Source organism: Pseudomonas sp. P7759, assembly GCF_013386445.1.
Lineage (GTDB): Bacteria > Pseudomonadota > Gammaproteobacteria > Pseudomonadales > Pseudomonadaceae > Aquipseudomonas > Aquipseudomonas azotoformans_A.
Genome location: NZ_JACART010000006.1, coordinates 108,622 through 128,700 on the forward strand (window position 1 = coordinate 108,622; position 20,079 = coordinate 128,700).

Below are 20,079 nucleotides of genomic sequence, written 5' to 3' on the forward strand. Positions count from 1 at the left end.
ACATGCCCCAGTTCCTGCGCCACAGTTGGTTGATCTGCACGGTGTTGCTGTCACCCATGGTTTTTGCCGGCACCGTTCTGGAAAACGCGTTGTGGCGGGTCGAACTCGACCCGGCCACCCTTGCGATCCGCGTGACCCCCAGCGGGCAACCGACGATACAAGCTTCCAACGGCGTAGCGGCGCGTGCCGTCAGCCAGCTTGCCCACAGCGATCAACAGGCCGATTGGCAATGGGATGATGGCGCCTTCCGTGTGAGCGCTACCCTTGAGCAGCGCGACCTGGCGTTGTCCATCCGTGCGCGTGCGCCGGGTGAAATTCCCATTCTTCAACAACCGGCCAGTGCCTTGGGCAAAGGCCTGATGTGGCCTTTGGCTGAAGGGCATTACGTACCCGCCGATAACGCCATCTGGAAGACGTTCCTGCTGGAGCAAGGCGACTTCAACACCACCCAGGATCTCAGCCTGCCGCTGTGGGGTGTCGACCACGGCGCGTTTACGCTCAACTGGTTGCTCACCAACCCCTATAACAATCGCCTGCGTTGGCAACCGGACCAGGCCCTGTCCTTGGCCCATGAATTCACCTCGCTCGACCCTGATGCTCCGATGACGTTGCGGTTGCACCTGGGCGATGGCGATCCCTTGGCCGGCGCCAAGCGTTATCGCCAGTGGTTGGTCGAGCAGGGGCGGTACGAGCCTTTGGCGGACAAACTGCGACAGACGCCCGAGGCGCAGAAGTTGCTGGGCGCCAGTCATGTCTACCTGTGGGGCAATGACCTGTTGGCGCTGGAGGATGTGCGGGATTGGCCGCTGTTGCTCCAGCGCTTGCGTAGGCATGAACTCAAAGGCTTGCTGGACAAGGAGTCTGCCAAGGTACTGGCGCAGACCACGGCGTTGAATCGTTATGAGCAGACGGTGCTGCTGCGAGGGCTGAACGCGGCGATCAACAAGAAGGCCCGGCAGAGTTGGCAGGTAGCAGAGCCTGATATGACACGGCTCGCTGCGCGCTACGGTGAATTGCGTGGCGAGTTGGCCGTGGACTTTGCCGGCGCCCTTAGTGAAAACCCGGCAGCCTGGGGCAACCCGGTGATTCAATCGCTGAGCAACGCCGGCCTGCCCCGTGTGTTGCTGACCCTGGGCGAAGGCTGGGAAGGCGGGCTCTGGCACCCCGAGGCGATTCGCGCCGGTGTCGATGCGGGCTTCCTGATGGCGCCCTACGACTCCTATGAAACCGCGTTATCCGCCACGGAAAACCCCGATTGGACCACCGCCCACCTTGGCAGTAATGCCTATCGCAACTGCGCGATTGTGTTGAAGGGCGGCAAGCTCAAGACCGGTTTTCAACAGTCCGGGCACTACACCGACCCGCGCTGTGTGCGGCCGTTGCTGGAAGCGCGGGTGCAGGCCGTGCAAGCCCAGGCAGGCTTCAACGCCTGGTTCCTGGATGCCTACGCCACCAGCATGGTGTTCGACAGCTACCGCGACAGCGCACCGATGACCCAGGCGCAAAACGCGGAGGGCAATATCGACGCCTCCCGCTGGATCAATACCGCGCGCAAGTTGCCCACCGGTTCCGAGGACGGCAACGCCATCACGGCCCAGGGCATTCTGTTTGCCCATGGCATGCAGACGCCGGTGATCGGCTGGGGTGATCCCGCGATGACCAAGGACAAGCAATCGCCCTATTACGTCGGCAACTGGTTCCCGCCGGAGCAGCCGGCGGTGTTCTTCAAGTCGGTGCCATTGAAGGAGCCGTTTCGCACGGTGTATGTCGAACCGACGATGCGCCTGCCGCTGTATCAGGCGGTGTTCCATGGCTCGGTGATCACGACTCATCACTGGTTGTTCGACAGCTTGAAGCTGAGCAATGTGCGGGTGGAAAACGAGCTGACCCAACTGCTCTACAACGTGCCGCCGCTGTATCACTTGAGTGCTGCGACGGTTAAGCAGCGGTTGCCGGTGATCCAGCGCCAGGATCGGTTTTTCCGACCGCTGCATCAGCGCTTGGCGACCCAGACGATGACCGGTTTTCGTTGGCTGACAGCGGATCGGCTGGTACAGGAGACCACGTTTGCCGATGGCACGCGGTTGGTAGCGAATTTTTCCAATGAGGAAAAAGCAGGGTATGCCGCTCGGAGTGTGACGGCGCTACTGGCGGGTGAAAAAAACCAGGTGTATCAGGTGAAATAACCTGTGGCGAGGGAGCTTGCTCCCGTTGGGCTGCGTAGCAGCCCCAAAGCTTGGGGCCGCTTCGCGCCCCAGCGGGAGCAAGCTCCCTCGCCACAAAAAGCAGTCAGGGTTTGCGCCAGACACTGGCCAACCAAGGCTGTTGATCCCTCGGCAACCCTGGCGGCCGGTAGTAATGCTCCAACTCCACAAAACCCGCTTCGGCCAACAACGCCTGCCACGCCGCCAAGTCGTGATAAGACCCATACCGCGGCCCGTTCCAGCCTTCCTGGTTCTCTCCCCGAGGATTGGAGCTGAACAACACGCCCCCAGGCTTCAACGCTCCCTGCAATTGCTTCAGCACACGCGGCAATTCCTGCTTGGGAATATGAAACAGCACCGCATTGGCGAAGATCCCGTCGAAACGTTCGGCGGGCAGGTCCAGTTTCAGGAAATCCTGCTGCAACACCTCGCAACCACTGTCCTCCCGCGCCATCTGCGCAAACCGCTGCGAGCCATCCAGCCCCACGGCGATATGCCCCATGCGCGTAAAGGTCTGCAGATCCCGCCCTGGGCCGCAGCCGAAATCCAGCACGGTAAAGGGCGGCGTGCCCTGTATCTGCCTCAACAAAGCATCGATGTTCTGGCTCACATCGTGATCACGCGTGCCTTCACGGAAGTCCTCGGCCACCTTGTTGTAGTGGCTGAGGGTGGTTGAGGTGATCTGGTCGAGGTCGTCGGGAGCAAGTTTCATAGCAGGGCGCACTGAGGCTGAGATCGTTGGACTATACCTCAGGGCACCGTCTGATTCAGTTGAAAGACGTGTGCGCTGTGTAGGGCAATTCAGTGCGTACGCAGCGTAAGCATCCGACATCCTGACCGCAGGATTCTGGGTACCATGCGCTTCTCATTGAAAGAGGCGTCATATACCCATGGATCAGACTCCCCAACCACCGGCTGATGAAGTCACTCAGCAAAACAAAATGGACCGATACGCCAATGTCTTGAGTAACGGCCTGTTATGGCTCAATGAACGCGCATGGCCTTTGACCGTGGGCATTTTGTCGGTAGCCGGCCTGTACCTGTACCAATACATCCAAGTGGAAAAGGTGCCGCTGAGTATTTTGTCGGCAGCCGCGTTCACCGCATTGCCGGCGATGTTCGCCATGTTGGTATTTGTCATCGGCATGATGGGGGCGTCGATCCTGATGCCGACGTTCATCTTGTTCCTGCGCCTGAACGCTAAGGGCACGCGGCTCAGCGATCAGCTCAATCTCAGTCGGCAATCGCCTGAGAGGACGGCTCAGCATCGTCGGTTATTGATGCATTGGGCGGCCAGTCTCGTGGTGCTGGCGGTGTTCTGGTTGTCAGCGGTGTACCTGTCCGCGAACGCCGAAAGCGGGCCGTTCCAGACTGTGTGCTGGGTAGTGTCGATCGCGGTGACGGTATTGGCGTATACCTGCATCATCATTCGCGCCCGGCCGGCAAACATCCCGCGGCGCGAGCTTTCCGTGGAGTTCTGGATCGCAAGTGCCAGTGCCGGCGTCATTCAGATGCTGGTTGTTCTCATGGTCACTGTGCCGGTCTCGCGTGCGTTCGGGGAATACTCCGACAGCGTCGTGCTGTTTACCCCGGTCATGTTTGCCGAAATAGTGGTGCTCTTTCTGATTCAAGGGCTGGGGGCGTGTCTTGTGGCGTATATGAACGATCATAAGAATCCGGTCGCATTGGCGTCTTTGGCTGCCCTTGGACTTCTGATCGCACTGGGGCTTTTCCCGGTGACAGGCGCTAAATTGGGAGGCCTGCCGCTGCAAGCCTCCGCATCGGGAGGGCGGATGTGTACCGTCATGACCTGGTCAGAAGGCGCCAAGGTTCCCGGCACGCTGGTGGACGCCAAAAAACCTGAGGGCAGCATCAAGCTGCGCGTCCTGGCGGACTCGGACGGCAGTTACATCGTGCGCCCTTGGCAGGCCAAGGAAAAAACCGTGACTTTCGTCCCCCACTCCAGCGTCGCCCAACTGGATGAGTGCCCATAACCTCAACGCTTGTTCAGGACCCGCGCCAGGCGATCACCGCCCAACTGAATCACCGCCACCAGCATCACCAGCAACACGATCACCGTCAGCATGATCTGCGTATCAAAGCGCTGATAACCATAACGGTAGGCAATGTCGCCCAAGCCGCCCGCGCCAATCGCGCCGGCCATGGCCGACGAGTTGATCATGGTGACGAGCGTGATGGTGAACCCGCCGACAATCCCCGGCAGCGCTTCCGGCAGCAGCACATGCCAGATGATGTGCCAGCGACGGCAGCCCATGGCTTGCGCAGCCTCGATCAGACCGTGATCGACTTCGCGCAGGCTCACTTCGGCGATCCGTGCAAAAAACGGCGTGGCGGCAATGGTCAGCGGCACGACGGCGGCCCATACGCCATAGGTGGTGCCGACGATCAGCCGGGTGAACGGGATCAACGCCACCATCAGGATCAGGAATGGAATCGAGCGGAACAGATTGACGAACGCCCCCAGCACGCGGTTAAGCGCCGGGGCTTGATAGATACCGCCTTTGTCGCTGGTCACCAGGAACACCGCCAGCGGAATGCCCACCAGCAGCGCGATCAATGACGACACGCCGACCATTAACAAGGTGTCGATGGCGCCCTGCAATAAACGATCAAACCACATAGCCCAGCACCTCTGCCTGTTGTGCCCAGTTGCCGGCGCGGTTGCGCAGCTCGCTAGCGTCGTGGGTCGATCCACTCACGGCCAGCAGCAGTTGCCCCAGGGCATGCCCCTGGATGCGTTCCACGCCGCCCTGCAGCAAACGCACGCGCCCGCCGAGTGCGCTGAACAGCGCGGCCAGGTCCGGCTCATCGGTGTCGCTGCCGGTGAACTGTAAGCGCAGCACCACGGCGCCGTCGGCGGATGCCGGTGTGGCTTGCAAACGGCTCTGCAACTCGTCCGGCAGCCCGTGTTGCAGCGGTGCCAGCAGGGTTTTGCTGACGTCATGCTGCGGGTTGCCGAACACTTGCCACACCGGACCTTGCTCAACGATGCGCCCGTGTTCCAGCACCACCACGCGGTCGCAGATTTCGCGGATCACCGCCATCTCGTGGGTGATCAATACGATGGTCAAACCCAGGCGCTTGTTGATCTCACGCAGCAGGCCGAGGATCGACTGGGTGGTTTCCGGATCCAGGGCCGACGTGGCCTCGTCGCACAGCAGGATCTGCGGGTCATGCACCAGCGAACGGGCGATGCCCACCCGCTGTTTCTGCCCGCCGGACAGCTGCGCCGGGTAAGACTTGTGCTTGTCCTGCAAACCTACCAGCTCCAGCAGCTCGCGCACCTTCTGCTCGCGTTGCAGCTTCGGCACACCCGCCACTTTCAACGGCAACTCGACGTTCTGCCACACCGTCTTGGCCGACATCAGGTTGAAGTGCTGGAAGATCATGCCGATGCGCCGACGCAGCTCCACCAGACGGTCTTCATCGAAGTCGCCGATGTCGACCTGATCGATCAGCACGCGCCCGCTGCTGGGTTGCTCCAGGCGGTTGATGGTGCGGATCAGCGACGACTTGCCGGCGCCGCTGCGGCCGATGATGCCGAACACTTCACCGCGCTGGATCGCTAGGTCGATGCCTTGCAAGGCATGCACGGTGCCGTCGTAGGTCTTGCCCAGGTTGATAAAACGCACGTGGGCGTGGTTCAGGTCAGGATGCAGCTCGGTCTGCTCGGCGTCCCTGGGCGGCAGGCCCAGGTCGCGCAGTTGGGCGTTGGCGGCGGTCATTTTTTATCTTCCCAGCCGACCTGGTAGAGCTTGCCGAGGGATTTATCCAACGCGGCGCGCACGACCGGCGAATGTTGGTAGATGTCGACGAACTTGATCACTCGAGGGTCGGTTTTGCTTTTCGGCTGGATCACGAACTGGATCACGTATTCCGGGTGGTCGAGGCCATCGAACAGCAGTGCCGATTCGGCATCGAAGGTCTTGGACAGGCGGATATACGCCGGGTAGCCCTGCACCAGGTCTGCGTCGTCGTAGGCGCGTACCAGTTGCACGGCCTCGACCTGCAGGATCTTGATCTTCTTCGGATTGGAAACGATGTCCTCTTCGGTGGCCTTGTAGCCCACGCCCGGTTTGAGAGTGATCAGCCCGGCCTTGGCCAGCAGTTGCAGGCCGCGACCGCTGTTGATCGGGTCGTTGGCAATCGCCACGCTGGCGCCTTGGGGCAGGTCGTTGATGCTCTTGTACTTCTTCGAATACAGGCCGACGTTGTTAATGATCCCCGGTGCGTACGGCACCAGGTCAAAACCGGCGGCGGCCTTGGCGTTTTCCAGGAACGGGATGTGCTGGAAGTAGTTCACGTCGATATCGCCGGCCGCGAGGCTGACGTTGGGCGCGATCCAGTCGGTGAATTCCACCAGTTCGACTTTCAGGCCTTGCTTGCCGGCTTCGGCGACGGCGGCTTCGAGGGGAATCGCAAAGGCCGCCGTGGTGCCGATTTTCAACGGCGCGTCGGCGGCGAACACCGCCGAACTGAACAATCCGAAAGCCAGGGCCAGTGCTTTGACTGGGTGAGCGAGCAATGTCTTTTTCATAGGGTATTTCCAGTCAGAGAAGCCGTTTGGCGGTAGGTGGAGCCGGTGTGTTGTTCGGGCAGGCGGGCGCCGCCGTGGAAGACTTTTTCGCGCAGCGTGCCGGTCTCGTACGCGGTCTTGTAGGACCCGCGCTTTTGCAGCTCCGGCACCACCAGGTCGATGAAGTCCACGTAGCTTTCCGGGGTGACAATGCGCGTGAGGTTGAAGCCATCCAGGCCGGTTTCGCTGATCCAGGATTCCAGCTCGTCAGCGACCTGCTCAGGCGAGCCGACCAGGGTGATGTAGCGCCCGCCCAGGGCGTGCTGTTCCAGCAATTTGCGCCGGGTCCAGTCGTTGTTCTGCAGGTTCTTGGTGGCCGACTGGATTGCGTTGCTCTTCACGTACTGGATCGGTTCGTCCAGTTCGTATTGCGCAAAATCGATGGCGGTGGACGCCGAAAAGTGCGCCACACCCGCTTCCGCGCTGGCATAGCTCAGGTACTCGGCGTGCTTCTCCCAGGCCAGCGCTTCGGTGGCGCCCACGATCACGTTGAGGCCCATGAACACCTTGATGTCATCCGGGTTGCGCCCGGCTGCCACGGCGCTGGCGCGCACCTTGTCCACCTGCACCTTGGTCGCCGCCTTGTTCTGCCCGCTGATGAACACGCACTCGGCATGCCGGCCGGCGAATAGCAAACCGCGATCCGAACTGCCTGCCTGGAACAGCACTGGCGTACGTTGTGGCGAGGGTTCGCACAGGTGATAACCCTCCACCTGGTAGAACTCGCCGTGGTGCTCGACCTTGTGCACCTTGCCCGGCTGCGCATACACCCGCGCTTTTGGATCGTTGAGTACCGCGCCGTCTTCCCAGCTGCCCTCCCAGAGCTTGTACAGCACCTCCAGGTATTCATCGGCCTGGTCGTAGCGACGGTCATGCTCGACCTGCTCGGTCAGGCCCATGGCCTTGGCGGCACTGTCGAGGTAGCCGGTGACGATGTTCCAGCCGACCCGGCCACGGCTCAGGTGGTCCAGCGTGGACATGCGCCGGGCGAACAGGTACGGCGGCTCGTAGGTGAGGTTGGCGGTGAGGCCAAAGCCGAGGTTCTGGGTGACGGCCGCCATGGCCGAAACCAGCAGCAACGGGTCATTCACCGGCAACTGGATCGACTCCTTGAGCGGTACGTCTATCGAGTTCTGATAGACGTCATACACGCCGACGATATCAGCGATGAATAAACCATCGAACAGCCCGCGCTCCAGCGTCTTGGCCAGCTCGGTCCAATACTCGATGGTCTTGTATTGGGTGGACGTGTCCCGTGGATGGGTCCACAGGCCGTGGTTGATGTGCCCGATGCAGTTCATGTTGAAGGCATTGAGCAGGATTTTCTTCTTAGCCATCAGATGGTCCCCCGCAGCGGCGGGTTTTCATCGTTGAGGTAGTAATTGCCCACCGCGTGGTACTTCCAACGTACCGGGTCGTGCAGCGTATGCACGCGGGCGTTGCGCCAGTGGCGGTCCAGGCCGTGCTCGGCCAGGGTCGCCTGGCTGCCGGCGAGTTCAAACAAGGTGCTGCCGGCGGCCAGGGAAATCTCGGTACTCAAGGCGCGTACTTCAGCGACGGCGATGGAGGCGGCGGCAACCGTTTCGGCATTGCTGTCGGCCTGGGCGCGGTCGAGGAATTCACCCGAGCGTTCCAGCAGCGCCTCGGCGGCGTGCAGGCGGATGCTCAGGCGTCCGAAGCTTTTCAGGGTCAGTGGGTCTTCGGTGGCTTTGTCGTTGCCGGAATCGATCCATGGACGGGTCTTGGTACGCACAAAGTGCAGCGCATCTTCAAAGGCCGCGCGGGCGATGCCCGTGTCGATGGCGGCGTGGAGGATCTGCGCCAGCGGACCGACGGTTGTGGGGCGTTCAAAGGCGCTCTGGAACGGGATCACGTCTTGCGCGGCAACCCACACGTTGTCGAACACCACCGACCCGCTGCCGGTGGTGCGCTGGCCGAAGCCGCTCCAGTCGTCGATCACGCTCAGGCCTTCGCTGTCGCGCGGCACAAAGGCGAGTTGCTGCACGCCCTGTTCATCCACCACCGACGTGGGGATGCGTTGGGCGTAGATCGCGCCGGTGGAGTAGAACTTGCGACCGCTGATACGGAAACCGTCACCGTCGCGGGTGATGGAGGTCACGCGGTCGTGAGCGGTCTTGGTGCCCAGTTCCGCCAGGGCGTTGCCGAAGCGTTGGCCGGCGAGGACTTCGGCGTAAAGGCGCTTTTGCTGCGCCGGGTTGCCGTTTATGCGCAGCACTTCCAGGGCATAAAAGTGGTTTTGCGGGATCTGGCCCAGGGAAGCATCCGCCTGGGCAATCAGTGCAATGACCCTGGCCAGGGTGACGTTGGACACGCCAGCGCCACCGTACTCCTTGGGCACGCTGATACCCCACAGGCCGGAGCGCGAGAATACATCCAGCTCAGGCAACGGCAGGCGGCGCTCGCGGTCGCGCTGGGCGCTGTCGCGACGGAAGTCTTCGGCCAGGTCGCTGGCGACAATAAGGGCTTGTTCGTCGCTGGTGATAACCGCGACGTTTGCAGAGAAAGTCATAGGTGTTCTCCAGAGGTCTGGTCGGTCAGATCCAGGAATGCCTGGCAGGCAACGTGCCGTTCAGTCGATAGGCGCCGATGGCGTGATATTTCCAGCGCACCGGATCGTGCAGGGTGTGCACGCGGGCGTTGCGCCAATGACGGTCGAGGTTGAATTCGGCGAGGGTGGCGCGGCTACCGGCCAGCTCGAAGAGTTTTTCGCTGACCAGCAGCGATACCTCGGTGGTCAGCACCTTGGCTTCAGCCACGGCAATCGACGCACGGGCCGCGGACTGCGCGGTGATCGGCGCAGCGCTGACCTGGTCCAGCACCTGGCCAGCCTTGCGCAGCAGGGCTTCGGCGGCGTGCAGTTCGATCTTCAGCTTGCCGATATCGGCGATTACATACAGGTCATCGCTGGCGCGTTCGACCTTGGCATCGATCCATGGGCGCGAGCGTTCACGTACGAACGCGATGGTGTCGTCGAGCGCGCCGCGTGCGATGCCCGCATCGATGGCCGCCTGAATCAATTGGGAGACCGCGCCTTGGATATTCGGGGTTTCGCCGATGCGCCAGTTTTCCACGACCAACTCGGCGTCGACCGGCACCTGGTTCAGCAACACGGTGCCGCTGGCGGTGGTGCGTTGGCCAAAGCCGGACCAGTCATCGACGATGCGCAGGCCTTCGGTGCCACGGCGCACAAACGCCATGACCTGCTTGCCGTCATCGTTGAGTGCCTTGACGGCAACCCAGTGGGCGAAGAGCGCGCCGGTGGAATAGAACTTCTGGCCGCTGATCACATAACCGTCACCCTCGGCGGTGATGCGCGCCTTGAGTTCCAGGGTATTTTTGGTGCCGCGCTCCGGGCCGCCATTGCCGATGCGCCAGCCGTCGAGGACGCTCTGGAACAGCTGCTTTTTCTGGCGCTCGGTGGCGGCACCTTGCAACAGGTGCAGGATGCCGAAATGGTTCTGCGGAATCTGCCCGAGGGCCGGGTCTGCCGCACTGATGATCGCGAACACCTCGGCCAGGGTCACGAAAGACACCTGCGGGCCGCCGTATTCACGGGGAATGGAAATACTGCCCAACCCACTGCGGGTGAACTGTTCGAGCTGTGCCCATGGCAGCTTGCGCTGCTGGTCGCGCTTGGCGGCCTGCAGGCGCGCAGCATGGGCGAGTTCATGGGCCGCCTTCAGCGCTTCTGCATCGTTGCGCAGCACGGCGGCTGGCAACAGCAGGGGGGCAATGTCCAGATCGCTCTGGGGGGGTGTTTGAGCCAAGTTAGACATCAGCGCCGCTCCTTGGCTGCACGTAATGCCCTGGCGTTGTGCACCGGGGTAATCCTGACCATACCGACCTCGCATTCAATGAAATAAAAACAGAAAAATCAGCGATGTCCGGTGGTCCGGTGCATATACCCTAAGCGTGTTAAATATTTAAATAAACTAACTTTTGGGAATATGCATAGAAGGTCTGTCACCCAGGTTCGCAGGGCGATCCCAGTGGGCGCGGTTGATAGATCAGCGCCGCCCCGGTCAGGCGGGTCGGCGCCTCGGCGGCAATGCGTAACATGCGGGCGGGCGCCCAGCGTGAATTGTTGCCGACGCGATCAAGAATGCAGTACGTCACTTCCAGCCGACAGTCTTCGCCAGCCTCGGTGATTACCGCGGAGGGCACCCATACCTGCACCGCCAGGCCGACTTCAGCGGCTTGGATCTTGGGCAAGTCAAGGCGTACATCGCCCCAACGCAGAGTGATCGCATCGCCGGTGGTCATGTTGAGATACGGCTCGATGGTCAGCGGGATACCGCGCCGTACTTGGCAGGCGTTGACGCCGTAGCGACGAATGGTTTCGGGCAAGCCCACGGGGGCGAGATTCTGGTTTTCGTCGCCGCACAGCGACGAGGGCTGGCCACCCGGAAAGAGCGTCTTCACCTGCACGAGCGTCACGGCCGAACGGGCAGGGGCGTGGCCCACTTGCATGACCTGGTAATGCACTTGGGTCGGGCCGTCCAGCACAAAACTCTCCGGCACCCGTAGATGGGTAAGTGTGCCGATCTTGCAGGCGGTCACCCGACGCGAAGCGGCAAAGCAGTTGTTCCAGAACAGCTCGATCAGGTCGCCTTCATCCATGCCGGGATACGGCGCGATGTCGACCTGCAAGTGTGTGGCGGCCAGGGCATTGATGCCATTGCCGATGGCCTGGGGCAGTGTCGGGGCGGTGAGCAGGGGGGGCGTCATAAATAATCTCCTTGATGCAGCCAGCAGCAATCGCTCCAGCCCCTTGGCGCAGGCAAGCGCGGTGGGCCGAACAGAACGATTCAGTGAGTAGCCGGGATAGGATCCAATCCTCTGGGCGCTAGATAAGAGGGTTGGGCACGGAGCGTCAATGGCGGCAAAGGGCTAAACGGCGGGTTTGGAGATATTCAGAAGGGTCTGACTGGTGCGGGGATTTTTGCGTGAGTGCGGCAGAGTGTTTTACGCGTGCCAGCGAGGAATTCCTGTAGGAGGGGCTTGAATGTGGGAGGGAGCTTGCTCCCTCCCACATTCAAGCGTTTCCAAGGGAGTGTCAGTGGGCGAGAAACTTGCTCAGGAACTGTTTGGTGCGCTCTTCCTTGGGGTTGGCAAACAACGCCTTGGCTTCGCCTTGTTCCACGATCACGCCCTTGTCGAAGAAGATCACCCGGTTGGCCACATCCCGTGCAAAGCTCATCTCGTGGGTGACGATGACCATGGTACGGTTTTCTTCGGCGAGGCTGCGGATGGTTGCCAGTACTTCACCCACCAGTTCCGGGTCGAGGGCCGAGGTGGGTTCGTCGAACAGAATCACCTCCGGCTCCATGGCCAACGCACGGGCAATCGCCACGCGCTGTTGCTGGCCGCCCGAGAGACGCCTTGGATACGCGTCTTCCTTGCCCGCCAGGCCGACCCTGGCGAGCAGCTTGCGACCCAGGGCATCAGCGGCTTCCCTTGGCATCTTCTTGACCACGGTGGGCCCTTCGATGACGTTTTCCAGCGCGGTGCGGTGGGGGAACAGGTTGAAGCTCTGGAACACAAAACCCACGTGCTGGCGCAGGCGCCGCACCAGGCTGGCCTGCTGGTTGATCGGCTTGCTGCTGTCGATCTCGATGTCGCCCACCTTGATGCGACCGCTGGTGGGTTGTTCGAGGAAATTCAGGCAGCGCAGGAAGGTGGTCTTGCCGGAACCGCTGGGGCCGATGATGGCGATGACTTCGCCCTCCTTGACCTCCAGGTCGATGCCGTTGAGCACCACCTGACCCTTGAATTGTTTGGTCAGTTTTTCAACCACGATCATGCTTCAGGACTCCAGGTCATGCCGGTTGACCCGGTCTTCCAGGCGATTCTGCAAATGCGCCAGGATGCTCGCCAAAATCCAGTAGATCAGGGCAGCGGAGAGATACATGGTGAAGATTTCGAAGGTCCGCGCCGACACCAATTGCGCCTGGCGGAACAGCTCGGGCACCTGGATGGTGGCGGCCAGCGCCGTGTCCTTGACCAGCGAAATGAAGCTGTTGCCCAGCGGCGGCAAAGCCGTGCGCATGGCCTGCGGCAGGATGGCCCGGCGCAGGGTCTGAGCACGGGTCATGCCGATACTGGCCGCAGCTTCCCATTGGCCGCGCTCGATGGAACCGATGGCGGCGCGCAGGATTTCACAGGCATAGGCGGCCATGTTCAGCGAAAAGCCGATCATGGCGGCCGGGATCGGATCCAGCTCGATGCCCACTTGCGGCAAGCCGTAGTAGATCAAGAACAGCTGTACCAGCAAGGGCGTGCCGCGAAAGAACGACACGTAGACTCGGGCGAGCCAGCTCACCAGCTTGAAGCGCGACAGGCGCATCAAGGCCAGGCCGAAGCCCAGCAGCAAACCGAAAAACATCCCGCCGAGGCTGAGGATCACCGTGTAGTACGCGCCCTTGAGCAGAAAGGGCGCGGAGTCCAGCGCGAGTTGGAAACCTGCTTCCATTATTGAGTGACGTCAGCGTTGAAGTACTTCTCGGACAGCTTCTTCAAGGTGCCGTCGGCGCGCAGTTTGTCGAGGGCCTTGTTCACCGCGTCGAGCAGTTCTGGCTCGCCTTTGCGCAGGGCAATCCCGGCTTCCTGACGGGAGAAGGCGTCGCCGGCTGCGGCGGTGTCAGGGGCTTTCTTGGCGTATTCCAGGGCGGCCAGGCGGTCGATCAGGATGGCGTCGATACGGCCGATGCGCAGGTCCTGAAACTTGGTCGGGTCGTCGTTGTAAGTCTTGATGAGGGCTTTAGGTTGGTTGTCCTTGAGCCATTGTTCGTAGTTGGTGCCCAGGCCCACACCGACTTTCTTGCCGGCCAGGTCATCGGCGGTCTTGATCGCGTCAACGTTCTTCTTCAGGACCAGTGCCTGGATACCGGAGACGGTGTAAGGCTTGGAGAAATCGTACTTCTTCTTGCGCTCTTCCGAGATGGTCACTTGGTTGACCACGGCGTCCAGACGTTTGGATTCCAGGGCAGCGAGGATGCCATCCCATGGGGTGGCCTGCAGCTTGACCTTCACGCCCAGCTCCTTGGCCAGCGCTTCGGACAGCTCCACCTCGAAACCGCTGAGCTTGCCGCTTTCATCGACGAAGCTGAACGGTGGGTAGGTGCCTTCCAGGCCGATCTTGATCTCGCCTGCTTTCTTGATGTTGTCCAGCTGTTCACCCGCGATGGCCTGGCCCATCAGGCCAGCTCCGAGTGCCAGGCCCAAAGTGCCAACCAACAACGTGCGACGGAATACAGAAATAGTCATGAAGAGCCCCTGTGTTTTTTATGGTGAGCGAAGCAGGTGACGCAGTAGTCGTATCCTGCCTTAAAGCGCGTAGCGCGTCTTCGCCTACGGCGCGACTATAAAGCCGGTTTTTAAGACTTGAAAATAATATTAAATCATTCGGTTATTCTTTTATGGAATATAATGGTCAGCTTTTTTAGAACGCCGAGTCATAAGCGAACAACGCTGGCGCGCCACCGGTATGCAGGAAAATAATCGGCCCGTCCTCAAAGCGTTGACGCCCGATGCCATCCAGCAAGCCGGCCATGGCCTTGCCAGTGTAGACCGGGTCCAGCAGCAGGCCTTCCTGGCTCGCCAGCAGCTTGACCGCCGCCAGGGTGCCGGCGTTCGGTTCGCCGTAGCGCGGGCCGAAGTATTCGTCCCACAGGATCACCTTGAAGGCCTCTGGAATTTTTACCCCCAGCAATTCGGCAGTGCGTTCGGCCAGGCCCTCTACTTTCGGGCGCTGGGCCTCTTCGGTGCGCGAGACAGTGACGCCAATCACGGGCAGGTTCGGCAATACTTCGCTCAAGGCCAACGCCAGGCCGCTATGCGTCCCCGCGCTGCCGGAGGCCAAGACCACGGCGGCGAACTCGATGCCACTGTCTTCGATCTGCCCGGCCAGCTCCAGCCCGGCGCGCACGTAACCCAATGCACCGAGGGCATTGGAGCCGCCGATCGGCACCAGGTACGGTTTTTTGCCGTTGCTGCGCAGGCGGTCGGCGAGGGCGTTGAGCTGGTCGTCGACGTTGTCGAGGTTCTCGACCAGCTCCACCTTGGCGTCGAACAGCTCCAGCAGCAGGCGATTGCCGTTGCCCAGGTAATTGGGGTCTTCAGTGCCGGTGGGGTTTTCCAGCAGGGCGACGCAGCCCAGGCCGAGCTTGGCGGCCAACGCGGCGGTCTGGCGCACGTGGTTGGACTGGATCGCGCCAGCGGTCACCAGGGTGTCGGCGCCTTGAGCGATGGCATCGGCGGCGAGGTATTCGAGCTTGCGCAGCTTGTTGCCGCCCATCGCCAGCGGCGTGGTGTCGTCGCGCTTAACGTAGATATCCCTGCCCAACCAGGCCGACAGCCGCTCGAGTTTTTCCAGGGCAGTGGCGCCACCCAGCAGTTCCAGGCGGTTAAAACGGTCGAGCTGTTGTTTGATCATGGCTACGCACGGTTGATGAGTATGGGGCGACTATAGGCAGGCACTTTTCATCGGGCAACCGTCAATCGCTTATTCCGGACGGTTCTTAGCATCACACCATTGGTTCTTAAGGGCGGCCAGGGTGCATACCGTAAAGTGATGACCATTTCGTCAGGAGTGAATACCGTGAGTGAGCGTTCCAGTCATTGGCAATTACAGACCATCGTCAGCCAACTGCGCAGCGCCCGGGACCAGTGGCGAACGCGCAATGGGCGCTTGAGTGGAGAGCATGGTGGTCGTGAGTTGCCGTCCCGCGAGGCGGTGGCGCAGATTCTCGAGTCGTTGTGCGGCGCGCTGTTCCCCATGCGCCTCGGCCCGGTTGACCTGCGTGAAGAAAGTGAAGATTTCTACGTCGGGCATACCCTCGATGTGGCGCTCAATGCCTTGCTCGGCCAGGCCCGCCTGGAGCTACGCTACGCCGCGCGACAGGGTGCCAAGGATGACAGCGAAGTCGACGCGCTCGCCATCCGCCTGATCCAGGATTTCGCCCTGGCCCTGCCGTCCCTGCGCAGTCTTTTGGACACCGACGTGCTGGCCGCCTACCACGGCGACCCAGCGGCACGCAGCGTGGATGAAGTGCTGCTGTGCTATCCGGGCATCCTGGCGGTGATTCACCACCGTCTGGCGCACCACCTGTACCGCGCCGGCCTGCCGCTGTTGGCGCGCATCAGTGCGGAAATTGCCCACTCGGCCACCGGTATCGATATTCATCCCGGCGCGCAGATCGGCCCGAGTTTTTTTATCGACCACGGGACCGGTGTGGTGATCGGCGAGACAGCGATCATCGGCGAGCGCGTGCGCATCTACCAAGCCGTAACCCTGGGCGCCAAACGCTTCCCGGCAGACGAAGACGGGCAGTTGCAGAAAGGCCACCCACGCCACCCGATTGTCGAGGATGACGTGGTGATCTACGCCGGGGCGACGATCCTGGGGCGTATCACCATCGGCCAGGGCTCGACCATCGGCGGCAACGTGTGGCTGACGCGCAGCGTGCCGGCGGGGGCGAATATCACCCAGGCCAACCTGCAACATGATGACGGCACGCAAAAGTGATGGCACTTCCAGTGAGCGCTGAGGACTAAGCTTGCCTTGGCTGGCGTAGGAAATGTCTACCACTCAGCCCTGCGATTAGTCCCAGACCGCCCATCCATGTTTAACTTGAATGCTCGTTCAAGTTAAACCCGGTGGTTCGCTGCCCGCTCACAACAGGAGGCTTACCTTTGCTGAGTCCGTTATTTACAGCCATATCCCTCACCTTCGGGGTGCATCGTTCATGAGTGCATCGTCCACCCCTACCAGCGGCCAGGTGCGCATGAACGCGCCGGTCTTCTACTTCGCCGCGACGTTTATCCTGCTGTTCGGCATCACGGTCATCGCTATCCCGCAACAGGCTGGTGCCTGGCTGCTGGCGGCGCAAAACTGGGCGGCCAACACGGTCGGCTGGTACTACATGCTGGCGATGACCCTGTATCTGGTCTTCGTGGTGGTCACCGCGTTATCGGGCTACGGCAAGATAAAACTCGGTGCCGACCACGACGAGCCCGAATTCAGTTACCTGTCCTGGGCCGGCATGTTGTTCGCCGCCGGGATCAGCATCACGCTATTTTTCTTCTGCGTCTCCGAGCCGCTGACGCACCTGGTGCAACCGCCCCAGGGCGCGCCGATGAACGCCGATGCCGCGCGCCAGGCCATGCAGATCCTGTTTCTGCACTGGGGCCTGCATGGTTGGGGCGTGTTCGCGTTTGTCGGCATGGCCCTGGCGTATTTCGCTTACCGGCATAACCTGCCGCTGGCGTTGCGCTCGGCGCTGTACCCGCTGATCGGCAAGCGCATCAACGGCCCCATCGGTTACGCGGTGGATGGCTTCGGCATCATTGCCACGGTGTTCGGGCTTGGTGCGGACATGGGCTTCGGCGTGTTGCACCTCAACTCCGGTCTCGACTACCTGTTCGGCATCGCCCATACCCAGTGGATCCAGGTGGGTCTGATCACGCTGATGATGGGCGCCGCGATCATCGTCGCCGTGGCCGGTGTCGATAAAGGCGTGCGCGTGATGTCCGACATCAACATGCTGCTGGCCTGTGCGCTGCTGCTGTTCGTGTTGTTCGCCGGGCCGACCCAGCACCTGCTCAATACCTTGATCCAAAACATCGGCGACTACCTGGGCGCCTTGCCGACCAAGAGTTTCGACGTGTACGCCTACGACAAACCCAGCGACTGGCTGGGCGGTTGGACGGTGTTCTACTGGGCCTGGTGGATTGCATGGTCGCCGTTTGTGGGCCTGTTTATCGCGCGCATCTCCCGTGGTCGCACCATCCGTGAGTTCGTGTTTGGCGTGCTGCTGATCCCGCTGGGTTTCACCCTGGCGTGGATGTCGATCTTCGGCAACAGCGCCATCGACCAGGTGCTCAACCACGGTATGGCCGCACTCGGTCAGTCGGCCATCGATAACCCGTCGATGAGCCTCTACCTGCTGCTGGAAACCTACCCGTGGAGCAAAACCGTCATCGCGGTCACGGTGTTTATCAGCTTCGTGTTCTTCGTGACCTCGGCCGACTCTGGCACCGTGGTGCTGTCCACCCTGTCGTCCAAAGGTGGCAACGCCGATGAAGATGGGCCGAAATGGCTGCGGGTGTTCTGGGGCGCGATGACGGCACTGGTCACTAGTGCGTTGTTGTTTGCCGGCAGTATCGATTCGCTCAAGTCGGCGGTGGTGCTGACCTCGTTGCCGTTCTCCATGATCCTGCTGCTGATGATGTGGGGGCTGCACAAGGCGTTCTATTTAGAGTCGCAAAAGCAGATCGCCCAGCTGCATTCACTGGCACCGATTTCGACGGCTCGCAAGGGACGCGGCGGCTGGCGCCAGCGTTTGAGCCAGGCCGTGCACTTCCCGTCGCGAGACGAGGTGTACCGTTTCCTCGACTCGACGGTGCGCCCGGCGATTGAAGAAGTGACGGCGGTGTTTGTCGAGAAGGGTTTGAACGTGGTGACGCAACCTGACCCCGCCAACGACAGCGTCAGCCTGGAAATCGGCCATGGCGAGGAGCGTCCGTTCATCTACCAGGTGCAGATGCGCGGCTACTTCACGCCGTCATTTGCCCGTGGCGGAATGGGCTCCAAGGAGCTCAACAACCGTCGCTACTACCGGGCGGAAGTGCACTTGGCCGAGGGTAGCCAGGACTATGATTTGGTGGGCTATACCAAGGAACAGATCATCAACGACATCCTCGACCAGTACGAGCGTCACCTACAGTTCCTGCACTTGGTGCGCTGAGGCTCAGGCCCTGAGGTACAGGGCCAGTGCCACCAGGGGCACGCCGAACACGCCACTGCCGATCACCAGCTCCGACACCAGGGGCTGGCCGGCAGTGACGACCCCTACAGCGCCATTGACCACCGCTACCCCCAACCAGATCGCCACAAAGCTGTAGGCCAGAATGGGCCGGCTCACGCCAAGCTTCTGCCCGATCAACAGCATCAGTGCCAACAGGATCAAGCCTGCGCTGATCACCAGGGTGGTGTGCATGTTCAGAGCTCCTTGCCCAGTGCGTTGTCCAGGGAATAGCGGCCGGCACCGCGAAACACCAGGTACAACGATAGCAGCGCCATCAGCACCGGGTACTCGATGCCTCGGTCGATCCACGGCCACGTCGGCCCCAGCAAGTAAGCAATGGTCAGCATCTGCACGGTCATCATGGCCGCGACCAGCCGTGTGCCCAGGCCGAGTATCAACAGCAATCCACCGACTGCTTCCAGCAAGGCCACCAGCAGGCCGATCAGCTCCGCCTGCGGCAAGTGCAGGCGGTTCTGGATCAAATTGATGGAGGCCGCCATCGGGTCGGCCATCGAACCATGGGCATTGCCCAGCAATTTGGGCAGCCCGTGGGTGAGCATGATCACCCCAAAACCTGCGCGCAGCAGCGCGTAGGCCAGGGGTTCGGCGCAGCGGTAAAGCGGGGCGAGTGCGGGGATCAACAAGGTTGGCATGATAGAGCTCCACAAAGAGAACATCGCTGGCCCGGATGTGTGACTTAGACCAGCCCGCCATTGGCGCGCAGGATTTGCCCATTCACCCAGCCACCGGCCGGGCTCACCAGAAACGCCACCACGCGGGCGATATCTTCCGGTTGGCCAAGGCGTTCCAGCGGCGGCATCTTGGCCATGCCCTGGATCTGCTCTTCGCTTTTGCCGTGCAGGAACAACTCGGTGGCGACCGGGCCTGGCGCCACGGCGTTGACGGTAATCCGGCGCCCGCGCATCTCTTTGGCGAACACTTGGGTCAGGGACTCCACCGCCGCCTTGCTGGCGATGTACACCGCGTAACCTTGGAAGTTGAGACCGACTGTACTGCTGGAGAAGTTGACGATGCGTCCGCCGTCATTCAGGCGGGTGGCGGCTTCGCGCAGGGCGTTGAAGGTGCCACGGGTGTGGATATCGAAGTTCTGGTCGTAGAGTTCGTCGCTGTGTTGAGCCAGGGGCAGCGTCTTGAGGATGCCGGCGTTGTTGATCAGCACATCCACCTTGCCCAATTGCGCTTCGGTTTCGTCGAACAGGCGCTTGATGTCGGCGGGTTTGGCGACGTCGCCTTGGATCGCTATGGCTTGGTGGCCGGCCTGGCGCAGTTCCACTACCAGCTTCGACGCCTCGGTGGCGCTGCTGGCGTAATTGATGGCCACGGCGTACCCGTCGGCAGCGAGTTGCTTGGCGATGACGGCGCCAATGCCGCGGGAGGCGCCGGTGATGATTGCTACTTGAGTCGTCATGATCTGGGTCCTTGAACGGGG

19 protein-coding genes are annotated in these 20,079 nt (G+C 61.5%); 4 read left to right on the plus strand and 15 right to left on the minus strand.

The genetic code is table 11. The features are described from left to right. The first annotated feature begins 2 nt into the window (after positions 1-2). On the plus strand, positions 3-2,186 hold the full coding sequence (locus HX823_RS06430; protein WP_177074426.1) for a glycoside hydrolase: 2,184 nt from the start codon (positions 3-5) through the stop codon (positions 2,184-2,186). 103 nt (positions 2,187-2,289) lie between these two features. On the opposite strand, the gene HX823_RS06435 is transcribed toward HX823_RS06430, so the two are convergent. Further along, a complete protein-coding gene (locus HX823_RS06435; protein ID WP_177074427.1) occupies positions 2,290-2,916 on the minus strand; it encodes a bifunctional 2-polyprenyl-6-hydroxyphenol methylase/3-demethylubiquinol 3-O-methyltransferase UbiG in 627 nt (208 codons plus the stop codon). A gap of 178 nt (positions 2,917-3,094) precedes the next feature. On the opposite strand from HX823_RS06435, the gene HX823_RS06440 reads away from it, so the two are divergent. Continuing rightward, positions 3,095-4,198, plus strand: coding sequence for a hypothetical protein (locus HX823_RS06440; protein WP_177074428.1), 1,104 nt, complete (start codon positions 3,095-3,097; stop codon positions 4,196-4,198). 2 nt (positions 4,199-4,200) lie between these two features. Here HX823_RS06440 and HX823_RS06445 read toward each other — a convergent pair whose 3' ends face one another. The 11 genes from HX823_RS06445 to HX823_RS06495 all read right to left on the minus strand — a co-directional run bounded on the left by HX823_RS06445 (position 4,201) and on the right by HX823_RS06495 (position 15,256). After that, positions 4,201-4,845 (minus strand): methionine ABC transporter permease, encoded by a 645-nt coding sequence (locus HX823_RS06445; protein ID WP_038843591.1) that lies wholly within the window; start codon positions 4,843-4,845, stop codon positions 4,201-4,203. After that, the gene (locus tag HX823_RS06450; RefSeq protein WP_038843593.1) at positions 4,835-5,950 is read right to left on the minus strand and encodes a methionine ABC transporter ATP-binding protein; all 1,116 of its coding nucleotides are present in this window, start codon (positions 5,948-5,950) and stop codon (positions 4,835-4,837) included. Before HX823_RS06450 ends, HX823_RS06445 begins: the two co-directional genes overlap by 11 nt. Further along, positions 5,947-6,762, minus strand: a complete 816-nt coding sequence (locus HX823_RS06455; protein WP_016974992.1) for a MetQ/NlpA family ABC transporter substrate-binding protein — start codon at positions 6,760-6,762, stop codon at positions 5,947-5,949. The genes HX823_RS06450 and HX823_RS06455 overlap by 4 nt, the downstream gene beginning before the upstream one ends. After that, entirely contained in the window at positions 6,759-8,138 is a 1,380-nt protein-coding gene (locus HX823_RS06460) for an LLM class flavin-dependent oxidoreductase (protein WP_038843596.1), read from the minus strand. The genes HX823_RS06455 and HX823_RS06460 overlap by 4 nt, the downstream gene beginning before the upstream one ends. Further along, positions 8,138-9,331, minus strand: coding sequence for an SfnB family sulfur acquisition oxidoreductase (locus tag HX823_RS06465; RefSeq protein WP_177074429.1), 1,194 nt, complete (start codon positions 9,329-9,331; stop codon positions 8,138-8,140). The genes HX823_RS06460 and HX823_RS06465 overlap by 1 nt, the downstream gene beginning before the upstream one ends. Before the next feature lie 25 nt (positions 9,332-9,356). Next, positions 9,357-10,598, minus strand: coding sequence for an SfnB family sulfur acquisition oxidoreductase (locus HX823_RS06470; RefSeq protein WP_177074430.1), 1,242 nt, complete (start codon positions 10,596-10,598; stop codon positions 9,357-9,359). Positions 10,599-10,785: 187 nt separating this feature from the next. After that, entirely contained in the window at positions 10,786-11,550 is a 765-nt protein-coding gene (locus HX823_RS06475) for a hypothetical protein (RefSeq protein ID WP_177074431.1), read from the minus strand. A gap of 328 nt (positions 11,551-11,878) precedes the next feature. Continuing rightward, the gene (gene tcyN / locus HX823_RS06480; protein WP_016974987.1) at positions 11,879-12,625 is read right to left on the minus strand and encodes an L-cystine ABC transporter ATP-binding protein TcyN; all 747 of its coding nucleotides are present in this window, start codon (positions 12,623-12,625) and stop codon (positions 11,879-11,881) included. Positions 12,626-12,628: 3 nt separating this feature from the next. Next, positions 12,629-13,294, minus strand: coding sequence for a cystine ABC transporter permease (gene tcyL / locus HX823_RS06485; RefSeq protein WP_010214112.1), 666 nt, complete (start codon positions 13,292-13,294; stop codon positions 12,629-12,631). After that, the gene (gene tcyJ / locus HX823_RS06490; protein WP_038843603.1) at positions 13,294-14,088 is read right to left on the minus strand and encodes a cystine ABC transporter substrate-binding protein; all 795 of its coding nucleotides are present in this window, start codon (positions 14,086-14,088) and stop codon (positions 13,294-13,296) included. Before tcyJ ends, tcyL begins: the two co-directional genes overlap by 1 nt. Positions 14,089-14,263: 175 nt before the next feature. Further along, entirely contained in the window at positions 14,264-15,256 is a 993-nt protein-coding gene (locus HX823_RS06495; protein ID WP_177074432.1) for a D-cysteine desulfhydrase, read from the minus strand. A gap of 165 nt (positions 15,257-15,421) precedes the next feature. Between HX823_RS06495 and epsC the strand changes: the two genes are divergently transcribed. Then, positions 15,422-16,348 carry a serine O-acetyltransferase EpsC gene (gene epsC / locus HX823_RS06500; RefSeq protein ID WP_016974984.1) on the plus strand — a complete coding sequence of 309 codons (927 nt, stop codon included), beginning with the start codon at positions 15,422-15,424 and terminating at the stop codon, positions 16,346-16,348. Positions 16,349-16,607: 259 nt separating this feature from the next. Further along, complete coding sequence (betT, locus tag HX823_RS06505) at positions 16,608-18,569, plus strand: choline transporter BetT (RefSeq protein ID WP_162834914.1); 1,962 nt, start codon at positions 16,608-16,610, stop codon at positions 18,567-18,569. 3 nt (positions 18,570-18,572) lie between these two features. Here the strand turns inward: betT and HX823_RS06510 are convergent, their stop codons facing one another. Genes HX823_RS06510 through HX823_RS06520 form a run of 3 tightly spaced genes read right to left on the minus strand, consistent with a single transcriptional unit; the run spans position 18,573 to position 20,058 of the window. Continuing rightward, entirely contained in the window at positions 18,573-18,821 is a 249-nt protein-coding gene (locus HX823_RS06510; protein ID WP_177074433.1) for a hypothetical protein, read from the minus strand. Positions 18,822-18,823: 2 nt separating this feature from the next. Further along, on the minus strand, positions 18,824-19,282 hold the full coding sequence (locus HX823_RS06515; RefSeq protein WP_256350010.1) for a DoxX family protein: 459 nt from the start codon (positions 19,280-19,282) through the stop codon (positions 18,824-18,826). 44 nt (positions 19,283-19,326) lie between these two features. Further along, the gene (locus HX823_RS06520; protein WP_033898784.1) at positions 19,327-20,058 is read right to left on the minus strand and encodes an SDR family oxidoreductase; all 732 of its coding nucleotides are present in this window, start codon (positions 20,056-20,058) and stop codon (positions 19,327-19,329) included. Positions 20,059-20,079: the final 21 nt, after the last annotated feature.